A 16,926-nucleotide genomic window follows, 5' to 3' on the forward strand; every position below is an offset into this window, starting at 1 on the left:
ATGCCCCAGACGCTCACCCCGGTGCAGACCCGGGCGTTGTTCCTTTCCACGCTGCTGCTGTTCGTCTTGCCCTTCATCCTGGTCGACTTTCCCTATGTCGATGACAACTGGCGCATCCAGTTGGAGAACGGCCCCGAGTGGCGCCAGCAGGGACGGGTGCTCACCGAGGTCTTCTACCGGCTGCTGACCTTCAGCGGCAGCACCCTCAATCTCTTTCCCCTGCCGCTGCTGATCGCCTGCGCCGCCGCCGCCTGGGCCTTGACCGATCTGGCCCGCCACTGCTTCGGTGCGCCGCGACCGACCCAGTGCCTGGCGCTCCTGCCGCTGTGGTTCTCGCCATTCTGGCTGGGCAATCTGACCTATCAGTACGATGGCCCGACGATGGCCCTGAGTCTGGTGGCGGTGATCTACGCGGTGATCTTTCGTAGTCGTCATACCGCGCTGGCGCTGCTGGTGCCGGCGGCGCTGCTGGCGGCGGCCATGGCCTTCTACCAAGTGGCGCTCAATGTCTTCATCGGGCTCTGCTGCCTGGAACTGATCCGTACGGTGCAGCGCCGCGAGGCGCCCGAGCAGGCGCTGCGGCTGGTGCTGCGCCAGGGCCTGCAGCTGCTGCTGGGTGGCGTGCTCTATTACCTGACGGCCTACCAGCTGATGGCGACCACGCGGCACGCCGGCGTGGGCGGCCAGGTGCTGCCCGAGCTCTGGCACCGGCTGGGCGAGGTGCTGCACAGCGTCGGCCTGCTGGTCACCCCGGGCAATCTCTGGCTGTGGTGGCTGTTCGGTGGGTTGGCCGCGCTCGGCTACGGCCTGGGCGGCCTGGCCTATGCCCGCGCCTACGGCCGAAGGGCGTTGCTGCCCCTGCTGCTGTACGGCGCGACCCTGCCGGTACTGGCCTTTTGCGTGGCCGGCATCACCCTGCTGTTCAGCGACTTCATCCTCGAAGCCCGCACCCTGATGGGGCTGGCGGTCGTCCTGACCCTGGCGCTGCTGCTGGCCCACGATCTGCTGGAGCGCCTCCAGCCTCGTTTGACCTGGCTGCTGGTGCTGCCGGTGCTGTGGATGCTGGCCCTGGCCTATGCCTATGGGCAGGTGCTCTCGGCGCAGAAGACCTTCGAGCGCGGTTTCGTCCAGGAGCTGCACCATGACCTCAGCAGTCGTCCGGAGCTGCGGTCGCTCAAGCGCCTGCTCTGGACCGGTGGTCCGCTGGAGGTGGCCTGGCTGCCGCTGGCGCAGAATACCTTCGAGCAGATGCCGGCCTTGCCCTTCATCCTCGGCCTGTCGCCGGGCAACTTCATGATCGCCGAGCGGCTGCTGGACCTGGGGGTGATCGACGATGCCGACAGCGACAGCTGCAGCCAGCGCGTAGCCGTGCCCGGGGCCGCCACGCGGCTGGTGGACAACCGTTTCTATGACATCTGGGCGCTGGGCGAGGACGGCTGCATCATCATGAAGCCACAGCGACCCTGGGTGCCGTTCGAGTAGGGGGGCTTGAGGGGTAGGTTGGGCAGAGCGCAGCGAAGCCCAACGTGGTGACGCGGCTGTTGGGCTTCGACGGTGGAGCCGTCTCAGCCCAACCTACGCGGGTCGGTAGGTTGGGTTGAGCGCAGAGAAGCCCAACATTGTCAGGTCGTGCGCGGACTGTTGGGCTTCGACGATGGAGCCATCTCAGCCCAATCTACGGGTGCGAGGGCGATCAGCCGCGGCGCAGCTTGTAGCAGAGGAACAGGAAGGCCAGCCAGAACGGAATGGCGTAGACCGAGACGGCGATGCCGGGGATGCGCAGCATCAGCACCAGGATCATGCCGACGAAGGCCAGGCACAGCCAGTTGGCGACCGGCGACCAGAACGCCGGGAAGTGCGAGGTGCGCCCCGCTTGACGCTGGGCGGCGCGGAATTTCAGGTGGGTCAGGCTGATCAGCGCCCAGGCGATCACCAGCGAGGCCACCACCAGCGACATCAGCAGCTCCAGGGCATTCTGCGGCAGCAGGTAGTTGACCACCACGCAGAGCAGGGTCACCGCCGAGGACACCGCGATGCCCAGCAGGGGCACGCCGCGACGATTGGTGCGCAGCAGGGCGCGCGGGGCGTCGCCCTGTTCGGCCAGGCCATAGAGCATGCGGCTGGTGCAGTAGACGCCGCTGTTGTAGACCGACAGCGCCGCGGTCAGCACCACGAAGTTGAGCAGGTGGGCGGCGGTATCGCTGCCGAGCAGGGCGAAGGTCTGCACGAAGGGGCTGCCGGCATAGTCGTCACCGCCGGCGCCGATGCTGCGCACCAGTTCGTCCCAGGGGTGCAGCGACAAGAGGATGGTCAGGGCGCCGACATAGAAGATCAGGATGCGCCAGACCACCTGGTTGATGGCCTTGGGAATCACGGTGCGCGGCTGGTCGGCTTCGGCGGCGGTGATGCCCACCAGCTCCAGGCCGCCAAAGGAGAACATGATGATCGCCAGCACGGCGAACAGGCCGCTCCAGCCGTTGGGCAGGAAACCGCCATGGCTCCAGAGATTGCTCACCGAGGCCTCGGGACCGCCGCTGCCACTGACCAGCAGCCAGAGACCGAAGGCCATCATGCCGAGAATGGCCACCACCTTGATCAGCGCGAACCAGAATTCGGTCTCGCCGAAGGCCTTCACGTTGAACAGGTTGATCAGGTTGACCAGCACGAAGAACACCAGGGCGCTGGCCCAGGTCGGCACCTCGGGCCACCAGTACTGCACGTACTTACCCACCGCGGTGAGTTCCGACATGCCCACCAGCACATAGAGCACCCAGTAGTTCCAGCCGGAGAGAAAGCCCGGGAAGCGACCCCAGTAACGACTGGCGAAGTGGCTGAAGGAACCGGCGACGGGTTCCTCGACGATCATCTCGCCGAGCTGGCGCATGATCAGGAAGGCGATGAAGCCGGCGATGGCGTAGCCGAGGATCATCGCCGGACCGGCCGACTTGAGCACCCCGGCCGAGCCGAGGAACAGACCGGTACCGATGGCTCCGCCGAGGGCGATCAGCTGGATGTGACGATTCTTCAGGCCGCGCTGCAACTGGCCGGCGGCGGGTTGGGGCTGGGACATGGAGGAGGGTGTCTCGGTGGTGAGGAAGGAGCGGGGCGCTATGGTAGCACTCCTGGTGGGGGCGGCATTGAGGGTGGGTCCAGAGCCGCCGTCGATAGCCAAAGGCAATCGATGTCCGGGGGCTGAACTGGTCATTTTTTGTGCTATTCTTCGCGCCCTCCCAAAAACACCCCTTTCCCGGAAGCTGCCATGCAAGCCGCCACGCCGCTGTTCGACTATCCGAAATACTGGGCCGAGTGCTTTGGTCCTGCACCCTTCCTGCCCATGAGTCGGGCGGAGATGGAGCAACTCGGCTGGGACAGCTGCGACATCATCATCGTCACCGGGGACGCCTACGTCGATCACCCGTCCTTTGGCATGGCCATCATCGGCCGGCTGCTGGAGGCCCAGGGCTTCCGCGTGGGCATCATCGCCCAGCCGGACTGGCATTCGAAGGACGACTTCATGAAGCTCGGCGAGCCGAATCTGTTCTTCGGTGTGGCCGCGGGCAACATGGACTCGATGATCAACCGCTACACCGCGGACAAGAAGGTCCGTTCCGACGACGCCTATACCCCGGGCAACGTCGCCGGCAAGCGTCCGGATCGTGCCAGCCTGGTCTACAGCCAGCGCTGCAAGGAAGCCTACAGCCACGTGCCGATCGTGCTCGGTGGCATCGAGGCCTCGCTGCGCCGGATCGCCCACTACGACTACTGGCAGGACAAGGTCCGTCGCTCGATCCTGATGGACGCCACCGCCGATATCCTGCTCTATGGCAACGCCGAGCGGGCGGTGGTCGAGATCGCCCAGCGGCTGTCGCGTGGCGAGCGCGTCGAGGCCATCACCGACGTACGCGGTACCGCCTTCATCCGGCGGGACACGCCCGCGGGCTGGTTCGAGGTCGACTCGACCCGTATCGACCGTCCCGGTCGCGTCGACAAGATCATCAATCCCTACGTGAATACGCAGGACACCGAGGCCTGTGCCATCGAGCAGGCGAAAGGTGAGGTCGAGGATCCCAACGAAGCCAAGGTGGTGCAGCTGCTGGAAAGCCCGCGCATGACCCGCGACAAGACGGTGATCCGCCTGCCGTCCTTCGAGAAGGTGCGCAACGACCCGGTGCTCTATGCCCACGCCAACCGCGTGCTGCACCTGGAAACCAATCCGGGCAACGCCCGCGCGCTGGTGCAGCGGCATGGCGAGGTGGACGTCTGGTTCACGCCGCCGCCCATCCCCATGACCACCGAGGAAATGGACTATGTGTTCGGCATGCCCTATGCGCGCGTGCCGCACCCGGCCTATGGCAAGGAAAAGATCCCGGCCTACGAGATGATCCGCTTCTCGGTCAACATCATGCGCGGCTGCTTCGGTGGCTGCACCTTCTGCTCCATCACCGAGCACGAAGGCCGGATCATCCAGAATCGCTCCCACGACTCGATCATCCGCGAGATCGAGGAGATGCGCGACAAGGTGCCGGGCTTCACCGGGGTGGTCTCGGACCTGGGCGGGCCGACCGCCAACATGTACCGCATCGCCTGCAAGGACCCGGAGATCGAGCGCCACTGCCGCAAGCCGTCGTGCGTCTTCCCCGGCATCTGCGAGAACCTCAACACCGATCACTCCTCGCTGATCGAGCTGTACCGCAAGGCGCGGGCGCTGCCGGGGGTGAAGAAGATCCTGATCGCCTCGGGGCTGAGATACGACCTGGCCGTGGAGTCGCCCGAGTACGTCAAGGAACTGGTCACCCACCATGTCGGCGGCTACCTGAAGATCGCGCCCGAGCACACCGAGCGTGGTCCGCTGGACAAGATGATGAAGCCGGGCATCGGCAGCTATGACCGCTTCAAGCAGATGTTCGAGAAGTACACCAAGGAGGCGGGCAAGGAGCAGTACCTGATCCCCTACTTCATCGCCGCGCACCCGGGTACCACCGACGAGGACATGATGAACCTCGCGCTGTGGCTCAAGCGCAACGGCTTCCGTGCGGATCAGGTCCAGGCCTTCTATCCCTCGCCGATGGCCACCGCCACGGCCATGTACCACTCGGGCAAGAATCCGCTGCGCAAGGTCACCTACAAGAGCGACGGCGTGACCATCGTCAAGAGCGACCAGCAGCGCCGCCTGCACAAGGCCTTCCTGCGCTACCACGATCCCAAGGGCTGGCCGCTGCTGCGCGAGGCGCTCAAGGAGATGGGCCGCGCCGACCTGATCGGGCCGGGCAAGCACCAGTTGATCCCGGCCACCCAGCCGGTGGGCGACGCGGGCTACCAGAGCGCGCGGCGCAAGAATTCCACCCCGGTGGGCAGCAAGAAGGCCGGCACTGGCGGTGGGCGCATCCTTACCCAGCACACCGGCCTGCCGCCCCGCGCCAGCGATGGCAGCAAGGCCTGGGACAAGGGCCAGGAAGGCCAGGCCGCCGGCTACGCCAAGGGCGGTCCGCGCAAGAAGTCGCGGCGCCAGCCGAACATGCCGCGCTGAGGCGAGGGGATGAGAAAGGGGAGGCCGAGGCTTCCCCTTTTTTATGGGGTAAGCAGGAGGCAGCAGCGCTCGGGCTCGTTGGGCTTCGACGGTGGAGCTGTCTCAACCCAACCTACGGGTTAGCGGTGTAGGTTGGGTTGAGCGCAGCGAAGCCCAACGCTTAGGACTACCCGCGCAATTCGGCGAAATGGGCCTGCATGCGCTCGGCGTCGGCGCTGCGGCCGCTGAAGAGTTCGAAGGCCTTGACCGCCTGGAACACGGCCATGGTGCCGCCGTCGAGGGTGCGGCAGCCGAGGGCGCGGGCCTGGCGCAGCAGTTCGGTTTCCAGCGGGAAGTAGATGATCTCGGCGACCCAGAGGCCGGGGTGCAGCAGTTCGGCCGGCAGTGGCATGCCGGGCAGCTTGGCCATGCCCACCGGCGAGGTGTTGACCAGGCCATCGGCAGCGGCGACCGCGGCGGCCCGGTCGGTGCCGACCGCGGCGCGACCGGGGCCGAAGTGGCGGGTCAGGTTGTCTACCAGCGCCTGGGCGCGCTCGGCCTCGACGTCGAAGATGAACAGCTGGTCCACTCCCTCGGCGAGCAGGGCGTGGGCCACGGCGCTACCGGCGCCACCGGCACCCAGTTGCACCACCAGGCGCTTGGCCACGTCCGGCAGGCCGCGGCGGAAGCCTTCGGCGAAGCCCAGGCAGTCGGTGTTGTGGCCCACGGTGCGGCCGTCGGCCAGGACCACGGTGTTCACCGCGCCGATGCCGCGCGCCTCGGGGGAGAGGTCGTCGAGCAGCGGGATGATCGCCTGCTTGCAGGGAAAGGTGATGTTGAGGCCGGTGAAGCCGGTGCGCTGGGCGGCCTGCAGCAGCTCGGGCAGGGCATCGGCCGTGAGGCCAAGCACGTCCAGGTCGATCAGGCGGTAGAGGTATCTGAGGCCCTGGGCGTCGCCTTCGCGTTCGTGCATGGCGGGCGTCAGCGAGGCCTGGATGCCGGCGCCGATGAGGCCGGCGAGGACGGATTTCGATGCGGTCATGGCGTTAGTTTCCCTGGTGGGCGATGAGGGCGGCGATGGCGGCGCGATAGCCCTGGCTGCCGAGGCCGCAGATGACGCCGACGGCGATGCCCGAGACATAGGAATGATGGCGGAAGGCTTCGCGCCGATGCACGTTGGACAGGTGCACCTCGTAGACCGGCAGCTCGCTGGCCACCAGGGCGTCGCGCAAGGCCACCGAGGTGTGGGTCCAGGCGGCGGGATTGATCACCACCCCGGCATAGGCGCCGCGGGCCGCGTGGATCCAGTCGAGCAATTCGCCCTCGTGGTTGGTCTGGCGGAAGTCCACCTCGTAACCCTCGGCGGCGGCGGTCTCGGTACACAGCCGGGCGACGTCGGCCAGGGTTTCGTGGCCGTAGGTGGCGGGCTCGCGGGTGCCGAGCAGATTGAGGTTGGGGCCGTTGAGGACCAGGATGCGGCGGGACATGGCGTTCTCTCTGTTGTTGTCTAGCCGGGCGGACCAGCGCCCGGCGTTGCAGAGAAAATGTACCAGCTGGTTAATTTCGTCAATCCGCCGCCGGGGTGTTGCGCCGGAAGCGTTCGATTATCGACCCTGGTGGCCTAGATCGCCACCAGTCCGCGCACTCCTTCGGCCTCCATGTCGGCGCCGCGACCGCGCTGGACGATCTCGCCGCGAGACATCACCAGGTAGCCATCGGCCAGTTCGCTGGCGAAGTCGTAGAACTGCTCCACCAGCAGGATGGCCATGTCGCCGCGCTTGGCCAGGTGGGCGATGACGGTGCCAATCTCCTTGATCACCGAAGGCTGGATGCCTTCGGTGGGTTCGTCGAGGATCAGCAGCCGCGGGCGGCTGGCCAGGGCGCGGCCGATGGCCAGTTGTTGCTGCTGGCCGCCGGAGAGGTCGCCACCGCGACGCTGGCGCATCTGCCGCAGCACGGGGAAGAGTTCGTAGATGGATTCGGGCACCTCGCGGGCCTCGCGGGCGGGAAAGCGCGACAGGCCCATGAGCAGATTTTCTTCAACGGTCAGGCGCGGAAAGATCTCGCGGCCCTGAGGCACGTAGGCGATGCCGGATTGCACCCGCTGGTGCGGCTTGCGGGCGGTGATGTCCTGGCCTTCCCAGGTGACGCTGCCGCGCTTGGCCGGGATCAGGCCCATGAGGCAGCGCAGCAGGGTGGTTTTGCCGACGCCGTTGCGGCCGAGCAGGCTGGTGACCTCGCCGATGGGGGCCTCGAAGGACAGGCCACGTAGGATGTGGCTGCCGCCGTAGTATTGATGGAGTTCGTTCACCTGGAGCATGGGCGCCTCGTAAAGATTTTATCGCGGCCATGGGCCGCTCCTACGGCGACATTGGCACCTGTAGGAGCGGTCGCAGCGGCGAACCGCCATGGCCGCGATCAATTGAAAGCTGGGGCGCTAGCGCCCCAGATACACCTCGATCACCTGGTCGTTGGCCTGGACCTGGTCCAGCGAGCCTTCGGCCAGGACGTGACCCTGGTGCAGCACGGTGACGTGGTCGGCGATGCTGCCGACGAAGCCCATGTCGTGCTCCACCACCATCAGCGAGTGCCGGGGCACCAGCGACTTGAACAGCTCGGCGGTGAATTCGGTCTCGGCGTCGGTCATGCCGGCCACGGGTTCGTCGAGCAGCAGCAGTTGCGGCTCCTGCACCAGCAGCATGCCGATCTCGAGGAATTGCTTCTGGCCGTGGGAGAGCAGCCCGGCGGTGCGGCCGCGCGACTCCTGCAGGCGGATGGTGCCGAGCACCTCTTCCAGGCGATCGCGCTGTTCGCCGGAGAGCCGCGCGCGCAGGCTGGCCCAGACCGACTTGTCGGTCCGCTGTGCCAGCTCCAGGTTTTCCCAGACGGTCAGGGCCTCGAACACCGTGGGCTTCTGGAATTTGCGGCCGATGCCGGCCTGGGCGATCTGCACCGGTTGCAGGCGGGTGAGGTCCAGGGTCTCGCCGAACCAGGCGCTGCCGCGGTCGGGGCGGGTCTTGCCGGTGATGACGTCCATCATGGTGGTCTTGCCGGCGCCGTTGGGGCCGATGATGCAGCGCAATTCGCCGACGCCGATGTAGAGATTGAGGTCGCGCAGGGCCTTGAAGCCGTCGAAGCTGACCTCGATGCCTTCCAGGCTGAGGATGGTGCCGTGGCGAGTGTCCAGGCCCTTGCCGGCGCGATGGCCGAGACCGCTGGCCTCGGCGCCGATGCCGGGATCGAGCACTTCCGCAGCGGTCGGGGGAATGGGGGCGGCTTTCATGCGTCGCGCTCCTTCTTGATGAGGCCGATCACGCCACGCGGCAGGTAGAGGGTGACGACGATGAACAGGGCGCCGAGAAAGAACAGCCAGTACTCGGGAAAGGCCACGGTGAACCAGCTCTTGGCTCCGTTGATGATGCCGGCGCCAAGTACCGGGCCGATCAGGCTGCCGCGTCCGCCGAGGGCGACCCAGATGGCCGCTTCGATGGAGTTGGTCGGAGCCATCTCGCTGGGATTGATGATGCCCACCTGGGGCACATAGAGGGCGCCGGCCAGGCCGCAGAGCACTGCCGAGAGCACCCAGACGAACAGCTTGAAGCCGCGCGGATCGTAGCCGCAGAAGGTCACCCGGTTCTCGGCGTCACGAATCGCCGTGAGGATGCGGCCGAACTTGCTCTGCGCCAGGCGCCAGCCCAGCCAGAGGCTGGCCACCAGCAGGGCCACGGTGAGCAGGAAGAGCACCGCGCGGGTGCCCTGGGCGGCCACCGGAAAGCCCAGCAGGGTGGTGAAGCCGGTAAAGCCGTTGTTGCCGCCGAAGCCGGTCTCGTTGCGAAAGAACAGCAGCATGCCGGCGAAGGTCAGCGCCTGGGTCATGATCGAGAAATAGACCCCCTTGATCTTCGAGCGGAAGGCGAAGAAACCGAACGCCAGGGCCAGCAGGCCGGGGGCCAGCACCGCCAGGCACAGCGCCCAGAGGAAATGGTCGGTACCGGCCCAGAACCAGGGATAGCGGGTCCAGGAGAGAAAGCTCATGAACGGCGGCAGACCGTCGCCGGCGGCCTGGCGCATCAGGTACATGCCCATGGCGTAGCCGCCGAGGGCGAAGAACAGCCCGTGGCCGAGGGAGAGCATCCCGGCATAGCCCCAGACCAGGTCCAGCGCCAGGGCGACGATGGCGTAGCAGAGGATCTTGCCCACCAGGGTCAGGGTGTAGGCCGAGACCTGGAAGGGGTTGTCGGCCGGCAGCAGGGACAGCAGCGGCAGGGCGATCAGCACGGCGAGGGCCAGGCCGAGCACGGCCAGGCTCAGGCGCGGGCCGGCCTTCTGCACAGCAGTAAGCGCGAGTGGCTGGTTCAATCGATGACCCTCCCCTTGAGGGCGAACAGGCCCTGGGGCCTTTTCTGGATGAACAGGATGATCAGGCCGAGGATGAGAATCTTGCCCAGCACGGCGCCGATCTGGGGTTCGAGGATCTTGTTGACGATGCCCAGGCCGAAGGCCGCCAGTACGCTGCCGGCCAATTGGCCGACGCCACCGAGCACCACCACCAGGAAGGAGTCGATGATGTAGCTCTGGCCGAGGTCCGGGCCGACGTTGCCGATCTGCGACAGGGCCACGCCACCGAGGCCGGCGATGCCGGAGCCAAGGCCGAAGGCGAGCATGTCGATGCGCCCGGTGGGGACGCCGCAGCAGGCGGCCATGTTGCGATTCTGGGTCACGGCGCGCACGTTGAGGCCCAGCCGGGTCTTGTTCAGCAGGGCCCAGGTCAGGACCAGCACGAAGACCACGAAGCCGAGGATGATCACCCGGTTCCACGGCAGGAGCAGGTTGGGCAGCACCTGGATACCGCCGGACAGCCAGGCCGGGTTGGCCACCTCGACGTTCTGGGCGCCGAACAGCACCCGCACCGCCTGGATCAGCATCAGACTGATGCCCCAGGTGGCCAGCAGGGTTTCCAGCGGTCGGCCATAGAGGTGGCGGATCACGGTGCGTTCCAGCGCCATGCCGATGGCGGCAGTGACGGCGAAGGCCACCGGCAGCGCTAGCAGCGGGTACCAGGCCAGCCACTCGGGGGCCAGGCGTTGCAGGGTCAGCTGCACCATATAGGTGCTGTAGGCGCCGAGCATCAGCATCTCGCCGTGGGCCATGTTGATGACGCCGAGCAGGCCATAGGTGATGGCCAGGCCCAGGGCGGCCAGCAGCAGGATGGAGCCCAGCGACAACCCGGTGAAGGCCTGGCCGAGCAGGTCGCCCAGCAGCAGCTTGCGCTCGACCTGGGCAAGGCCGGTGGCGGCGGCCTTGCGGACGTCTTCGTTGGCTTCCACGGCCGGATCGAGCAGGGCCTGCAGGCGGGTCTTGGCCTGGGGCTCGCCGGATTCGCCGAGCAGCCGCACCGCGGCCAGGCGCACGGTGGGATCGGGATCGGTCAGCTGCAGATTGGCCAGGGCGGCGGCGAGGGCGCCTTTCACGTCCTTGTCCGCTTCGCTCTGCAGGCGCTTTTCCAGGAAGGGTCGCTGCTCGGGCTTGGCCTCCTGACGCAGGGCCTGGGCGGCGGCCAGACGCACGCCGGCATCCGTGGACAGCAACCCGCCGCTGGCCTGGGCGGCGCCGATGAGGATGCGCAGGCGGTTGTTCAGGCGCACCGGCTTGGGCGTGCCGGTGGGGGCGGTGGCGTCACCTTCGGCGGCGCTGTAGCTGTCGCCGTTCTTGTAGAAGGGGCGCTTGTCTTCGTCGATATAGAAGCGACCGTCCTGCAGCGCCTGGAGAACCGGGAGTTGGGCGGTGTCGGGTTCGGCGGCCCATGCCTGCAGGAGTTTGGCCTGGTCGTTGGCGCTGGCGGCGGCCAGCTCGGCGGCGGGGCCGGCCTGGGCGGTGCCCATGAGCAGCAACAGCAGGGGCAGAAGAAAAAGGCGTAGGGACATGCTCGGCCTCGTCGATGGGTAAAGGCTCCTGCGCGACGTCTCCCGGGGGAGGGCGGGCGTGGCCTCGTTTCTGGTGCCGGGCGCCTGGCGGTCTGACCGGGTGCGCTGGCGAGCCCTCACCCCGGCCCTCTCCCAGGGGGAGAGGGGGAGGAGCGGAGCGGTGGTGGTGCGGGTGTTTCCTGTTGGCTGCGGAACGCCTTTTGCCCTCACCCCAACCCTCTCCCCGAGGGAGAGGGGGTAAGAGCTGCAGGCTGAGCGGCGTTTTGCTCCCCTCTCCCTCGGGGAGAGGGGCCGGGGGTGAGGGCTGGTCGTTACTTGCCGCTCTTCACCGGTTCGTCGGACTTCTTGTCGTTGCCGGGGATGTAGGGGCTCCAGGGCTGGGCGCGGACCGGGCCTTCGGTCTGCCAGACGACGTTGAACTGGCCGTCGTCCTGGACCTCGCCGATCATCACCGGCTTGTGCAGGTGGTGGTTCTTCTCGTCCATCTTCACGGTGTAGCCGTCCGGCGCGGCGAAGGTCTGGCCGGCCATGGCCTTGCGGACCTTGTCGACGTCGGTGCTGCCGGCCTTTTCCACCGCCTGGGCCCACATATGGATGCCGATATAGGTGGCTTCCATGGGGTCGTTGGTCACGGCGGTCTGGTAGTTGGGCAGGTTCTTGGCCTTGGCGTAGGCCTTCCAGGCCTCGACGAATTTCTTGTTCACCGGGTTATCCAGCGACTCGAAGTAGTTCCAGGCGGCCAGCTGGCCCACCAGCGGCTTGGTGTCGATGCCGCGCAGTTCTTCCTCGCCCACCGAGAAGGCCACCACCGGCACGTCGGTGGCCTTCAGGCCCTGGTTGCCCAGTTCCTTGTAGAAGGGCACGTTGGAGTCGCCGTTGATGGTGGAGACCACCGCGGTCTTGCCGCCGGCGGCGAACTTCTTGATGTTGGCGACGATGGTCTGGTAATCGCTGTGGCCGAAGGGGGTGTAGACCTCCTCGATGTCCTTGTCCTGCACGCCCTTGCTGTGCAGGAAGGATCTGAGGATCTTGTTGGTGGTGCGCGGATAGACGTAGTCGGTGCCCAGCAGGAAGAAGCGCTTGGCGCCGCCACCTTCTTCACTCATCAGGTATTCCACCGCCGGGATGGCCTGCTGGTTCGGCGCCGCGCCGGTGTAGAAGACGTTGGGCGACATCTCTTCGCCTTCGTACTGCACCGGGTAGAACAGCAGGCCGTTGAGTTCTTCATAGACCGGCAGGACCGATTTGCGCGAGACCGAGGTCCAGCAGCCGAAGGTGACCGCGACCTTGTCCTGGGTCACCAGCTGGCGCGCCTTCTCGGCGAACAGTGGCCAGTTGGAGGCCGGATCCACCACCACGGGCTCCAGCTTCTTGCCCAGCACGCCGCCCTTGGCGTTGATCTCGTCGATGGTCATCAGCGCCATGTCCTTGAGCGAGGTCTCGGAGATGGCCATGGTGCCGGACAGCGAATGCAGGATGCCGACCTTGATGGTGTCCGCGGCGTGGGCGGCGCTCCAGGGGAACAGGCCGCTCATGAGCAGGGCGGAGGCGGCGAGGGTGGTCTTCAGTAGAGGGCGGCGCTTCATGCGAAAGGCTCCTAAGCGAACGTGCGCTGTTGTTGGGCTGGGCTGCTGGCCCGCCAGGGCGCTTATCAGGAACTGTGCCAGGCCTCGGCAAGGCGCATGGCGACTGGCCTCTTGCCTCCAAACCGGGCTTTTGCGGCCAGTTGCCTTGCACCAGCCTGGGGCTTGCCAGTGCCCGCCGACGGCGCCTTTGCACGATGCTGGTGCCCTCTTTCGCCGTTGCCTTTTGCGCAACATGAAAGTCCGAATGCCGTATTGGTGGTGATGCCTGGGCCTCCCATACTCGATCGCAAGGGGCCGGCCACCGGGTCGGTCACCACCCATTCGAAGAAGAGGAACAAGGCATGGGCAGGCAGGTCGGGGTCATCGGACTCGGCAACATGGGCGGCAACATGGCGATCACCCTGGCGCGCAAGGGCGTTGCCGTCACCGGGCTGGATCCCTCCAGCGCCGCCTGCGAGCGGGTCGCTGCCCAGGGCGTGGCCATCGCCGGCGATCTGGCGGCCCTGGCCGCCAGCAGCGACGTCATCGTGCTGTCGCTGCCCAAGGCCGAGCACGTCGAGGCCGTGTGCCTGGGCGAGGCGGGCCTGGTCAGCCGCGTGCGGCCGGGCACCGTGGTGGTCGACACCACCACCTCCACCCCCGAGACCAGCAGCCGGGTAGCGGCGGCCTTCGCCGAGGTCGGCGCCGATTTCCTCGATGCCCCGGTCTCCGGCGGCCCCGCCGGTGCCGCGGCCGGCACCATGACCATGGTCATCGGCGGCAGCGAAGCGGCCCTGGCCAAGGCGTTGCCGGCGCTGGAAGCCATGAGCGCGACCCGGGTGCACATCGGCGCGGTGGGCGCCGGCAACATCGCCAAGATCGCCAACAATCTGCTCGCCGCGGCGCACCTGATTACCACCGCCGAGGCGGTGACCATGGCCGCGCGCGCCGGCGTCGCCCCGGAGAAGTTGCTCGAAGGCATCAATGCCGGTTCCGGACGCAGCGCCGCCAGCCAGGGCATGTTCCCTACCTGGGTGCTGAACAAGGCCTATGACTCCGGCTTCACCATGGGCCTGATGCGCAAGGACGTGGGCCTGGCCCAGCAGCTCATCGCCGAACTCGGCCTCGACCTGCCGCTGGCCGCGGCCACCGCCCAGGCCTGGAAGGCCAGCGCCGAGACCCTGGCCGATGGCGAGGATTTCTGCGCCATCGCGCGACGCACCAGCGAAGACCTGTTCGGCAAGGGGGAATGATCATGATGAACGCCAAGACACTGGAATTGCTCAAGCCCTTCTGGGGCGACCGCCAGCAGGTCGCAAGCTTTGTGGACGGCGCCTTCGTCGATGGCAGCGGCGAGCGGATCACCGTGCGCAACGCCCATGACGACAGCCCGGCCTACAGCTACCCCGATGCCGACCTGGCCGTGGTCGAGCGCGCCGATACCGCCGCCCGCCGGGCGCGCGAGGAATGGCGCGCCCTGACCGCCCAGGCGCGCGGGCGCATCATCTACAAGGTTGGCGCCCTGGTCCGCGAGGAGGCCGAGGTCCTGGCGCAGCTGGAATCGCTGACCGCCAACAAACCGATCCGTGATGCCCGCGTCGAGGTGCTCAAGGTCGCCGAGATGTTCGAGTACTACGCCGGCTGGGCCGACAAGCTGCATGGCGAAGTCATCCCGGTGCCCACCAGCCACCTCAACTACGTGACCTACGAACCCCTGGGCACGGTGCTGCAGATCACCCCCTGGAATGCGCCGATCTTCACCGGCGGCTGGCAGATCGCCCCGGCCATCACCGCCGGCAACGCGGTGATCCTCAAGCCTTCCGAGCTGACTCCGGTGACCTCGCTGCTGCTGGGCGTGCTGGTGGAACGCGCCGGTGCGCCAAAGGGGCTGGTCAACGTGCTCGCCGGCCAGGGCCATACCGTCGGCCAGCAGGTGATCGCCCACGCCGACATCCGCAAGGTGGTCTTTGTCGGCTCGCCGGCCACCGGCCGGCACATCGCCGCCGCCGCGGCCCAGCGCTGCATCCCGGTGGTGCTGGAGCTGGGTGGCAAGTCGGCCAACATCGTCTTCGAAGACGCCGACCTGGACCTGGCCGTACGCGGCGCCCAGGCGGCGATCTTTTCCGGCGCCGGTCAGAGTTGCGTCTCGGGTTCGCGGCTGCTGGTGCAGGAATCCATCTACGAGCGCTTCATCCAGGCGGTGGCCCGCGCCGCCAGCCAGTTCAAGGTGGGAGATCCGAGCGATCCCGAGACCCAGATCGGCCCGATCCACAACGCCAAGCAGTTCGCCCATGTGCGCAACATGCTGGAAGGCGCCCTGGGTGAAGGCGCGCGGCATGTCGCCAATGGTGTCGAGCCGCTGCCCGCCGGGACCGGCTACTACGTCAATCCCACGGTGCTGGCCGGTCACAACGGCCTGAGTTGCGCCCAGGAAGAGATCTTCGGGCCAGTGGTGGTGGCTATCCCGTTCAAGGACGAGGCCGACGCCATCCGCATCGCCAACGACAGCCGCTTCGGTCTGGCCGGGGCGGTCTGGACCCGCGACGTCGGTCGCGCCCACCGGGTGGCCCGGGGCGTGCGCGCCGGTACCTTCTGGGTCAACGGCTACAAGACCATCCACGTCAGCTCGCCCTTCGGCGGCTACGGCGAGAGCGGTTACGGTCGCTCCTCCGGCCTCGACGCCCTGCGCGAATACAGCGAAGTGAAGAGCGTCTGGGTGGAAACCGCCGCGGTGCCCGCCGCCGGCTTCGGCTACGGCGCCAGCCTGGAGTAACAGATGACCATCCATCAAGCCTTGTTGGACGACGCCCGCAGCTGGCGTCGCGATTTCCACGCCCATCCGGAACTGGGTTTCGCCGAGCACCGCACCGCGGCGCGGGTGGCCGAGTTGCTGGAGGGCTTCGGCCTGGAGGTCCATCGTGGCCTCGGTGGGACCGGCGTGGTCGGGGTGTTGCGCCACGGCGAGGGCCCCAGCCTGGGTCTGCGCGCCGACATGGACGCCCTGCCGATGCAGGAGGTGGGGGATGTCCCCCACCGTTCCACCGCCGCCGGGCGCATGCATGCCTGCGGTCATGACGGCCACACCGCCATCCTGCTGGCCACCGCCCGCCACCTGAGCGAAAACCGCGATTTCCGCGGCACCCTCTATTTCGTCTTCCAGCCCGCCGAAGAGAATCTTGGCGGCGCCCAGAAGATGATCGAGGACGGCCTGTTCGAACGCTTTCCCATGGACGCCCTCTACGGCCTGCACAACTGGCCGGGGCTGCCGGCCGGCCAGGTGGTGGTCAATCCGGGCGCCATGATGGCTTCGCTGGATACCTTCGCCATCACCCTCACCGGCAAGGGCTGCCACGCGGCCATGCCCGAGCGCGGGCGCGATCCCATCGTCGCCGCGGCGGACCTGATCCTGCAGCTGCAGACCATCGTCGCCCGACGGATCTCGCCGCTGGCTGCCGCGGTGGTCAGCGTGACCATGCTGGAGGCGGGGGAGGCCATCAACGTCATCCCCGAGGTGGCACGGCTCAGGGGCACGGTGCGCTGCCTGGATGGCGCGGTACGTGCCGAGGTGGAGCGGCTGATCGGCGAGATCGTCGCCCAGGCGCCGCTGGCCCAGGGGGTACGCGGCGAGCTGGAATTCACCCGCGGCTATCCGGTGACCCAGAACCATCCCGAGCAGGCGGCGCGGGTGCGTCAGGCGGCGGTGACCGTCTTTGGCACCGAGCGGGTCAGCGACGGCGTGCCACCGTCCATGGCCTCCGAGGACTTCGCCTTCATGCTGGCGGCGCGTCCGGGGGCCTATCTCTGGCTGGGTGTCGATGGTGAGCGACCCTCGGCGCCGCTGCACAACCCGGCCTACGACTTCAACGACGCCATCATCGAGCCGGCCGTGCGGCTGTGGGCGGAGCTGGTGCGCCAGGAACTGCCCGCCTGA

The 16,926-nt window shown here is 67.4% G+C and carries 13 protein-coding genes; 5 read left to right on the plus strand and 8 right to left on the minus strand.

Annotation, left to right across the window (positions count from 1 at the left end; translation table 11 throughout):
- On the plus strand, positions 1-1,482 hold the full coding sequence (locus BMZ43_RS21410) for a glucosyltransferase domain-containing protein (protein ID WP_093256375.1): 1,482 nt from the start codon (positions 1-3) through the stop codon (positions 1,480-1,482).
- Between the two features lie 211 nt (positions 1,483-1,693).
- On the opposite strand, the gene BMZ43_RS21415 is transcribed toward BMZ43_RS21410, so the two are convergent.
- Complete coding sequence (locus tag BMZ43_RS21415) at positions 1,694-3,070, minus strand: amino acid permease (RefSeq protein WP_017642922.1); 1,377 nt, start codon at positions 3,068-3,070, stop codon at positions 1,694-1,696.
- A 189-nt stretch (positions 3,071-3,259) separates the two neighbouring features.
- On the opposite strand from BMZ43_RS21415, the gene BMZ43_RS21420 reads away from it, so the two are divergent.
- Positions 3,260-5,527, plus strand: a complete 2,268-nt coding sequence (locus BMZ43_RS21420) for a YgiQ family radical SAM protein (RefSeq protein ID WP_064307636.1) — start codon at positions 3,260-3,262, stop codon at positions 5,525-5,527.
- Between the two features lie 166 nt (positions 5,528-5,693).
- On the opposite strand, the gene BMZ43_RS21425 is transcribed toward BMZ43_RS21420, so the two are convergent.
- The 7 genes from BMZ43_RS21425 to urtA all read right to left on the minus strand — a co-directional run bounded on the left by BMZ43_RS21425 (position 5,694) and on the right by urtA (position 13,016).
- Positions 5,694-6,548, minus strand: coding sequence for a shikimate dehydrogenase (locus BMZ43_RS21425; RefSeq protein WP_064307637.1), 855 nt, complete (start codon positions 6,546-6,548; stop codon positions 5,694-5,696).
- 4 nt (positions 6,549-6,552) lie between these two features.
- Positions 6,553-6,993 (minus strand): type II 3-dehydroquinate dehydratase, encoded by a 441-nt coding sequence (gene aroQ, locus BMZ43_RS21430; RefSeq protein WP_017642925.1) that lies wholly within the window; start codon positions 6,991-6,993, stop codon positions 6,553-6,555.
- A 134-nt stretch (positions 6,994-7,127) separates the two neighbouring features.
- Positions 7,128-7,826, minus strand: a complete 699-nt coding sequence (urtE, locus tag BMZ43_RS21435; protein ID WP_064307638.1) for an urea ABC transporter ATP-binding subunit UrtE — start codon at positions 7,824-7,826, stop codon at positions 7,128-7,130.
- Between the two features lie 117 nt (positions 7,827-7,943).
- Positions 7,944-8,789, minus strand: coding sequence for an urea ABC transporter ATP-binding protein UrtD (gene urtD / locus BMZ43_RS21440; RefSeq protein ID WP_064307639.1), 846 nt, complete (start codon positions 8,787-8,789; stop codon positions 7,944-7,946).
- A complete protein-coding gene (urtC, locus tag BMZ43_RS21445; protein WP_093256378.1) occupies positions 8,786-9,865 on the minus strand; it encodes an urea ABC transporter permease subunit UrtC in 1,080 nt (359 codons plus the stop codon). Before urtC ends, urtD begins: the two co-directional genes overlap by 4 nt.
- Positions 9,862-11,430 carry an urea ABC transporter permease subunit UrtB gene (gene urtB, locus BMZ43_RS21450; RefSeq protein ID WP_064307640.1) on the minus strand — a complete coding sequence of 523 codons (1,569 nt, stop codon included), beginning with the start codon at positions 11,428-11,430 and terminating at the stop codon, positions 9,862-9,864. The genes urtC and urtB overlap by 4 nt, the downstream gene beginning before the upstream one ends.
- Before the next feature lie 311 nt (positions 11,431-11,741).
- Positions 11,742-13,016, minus strand: coding sequence for an urea ABC transporter substrate-binding protein (gene urtA / locus BMZ43_RS21455; protein WP_017642930.1), 1,275 nt, complete (start codon positions 13,014-13,016; stop codon positions 11,742-11,744).
- A 341-nt stretch (positions 13,017-13,357) separates the two neighbouring features.
- On the opposite strand from urtA, the gene BMZ43_RS21460 reads away from it, so the two are divergent.
- Genes BMZ43_RS21460 through BMZ43_RS21470 form a run of 3 tightly spaced genes read left to right on the plus strand, consistent with a single transcriptional unit; the run spans position 13,358 to position 16,926 of the window.
- A complete protein-coding gene (locus tag BMZ43_RS21460; RefSeq protein WP_064307641.1) occupies positions 13,358-14,248 on the plus strand; it encodes an NAD(P)-dependent oxidoreductase in 891 nt (296 codons plus the stop codon).
- Between the two features lie 2 nt (positions 14,249-14,250).
- A complete protein-coding gene (locus BMZ43_RS21465; protein WP_093256381.1) occupies positions 14,251-15,768 on the plus strand; it encodes an aldehyde dehydrogenase family protein in 1,518 nt (505 codons plus the stop codon).
- A gap of 3 nt (positions 15,769-15,771) precedes the next feature.
- On the plus strand, positions 15,772-16,926 hold the full coding sequence (locus BMZ43_RS21470; protein WP_064307643.1) for a M20 aminoacylase family protein: 1,155 nt from the start codon (positions 15,772-15,774) through the stop codon (positions 16,924-16,926).

Source organism: Pseudomonas sp. Snoq117.2, assembly GCF_900110545.1.
GTDB lineage: Bacteria > Pseudomonadota > Gammaproteobacteria > Pseudomonadales > Pseudomonadaceae > Chryseomonas > Chryseomonas benzopyrenica.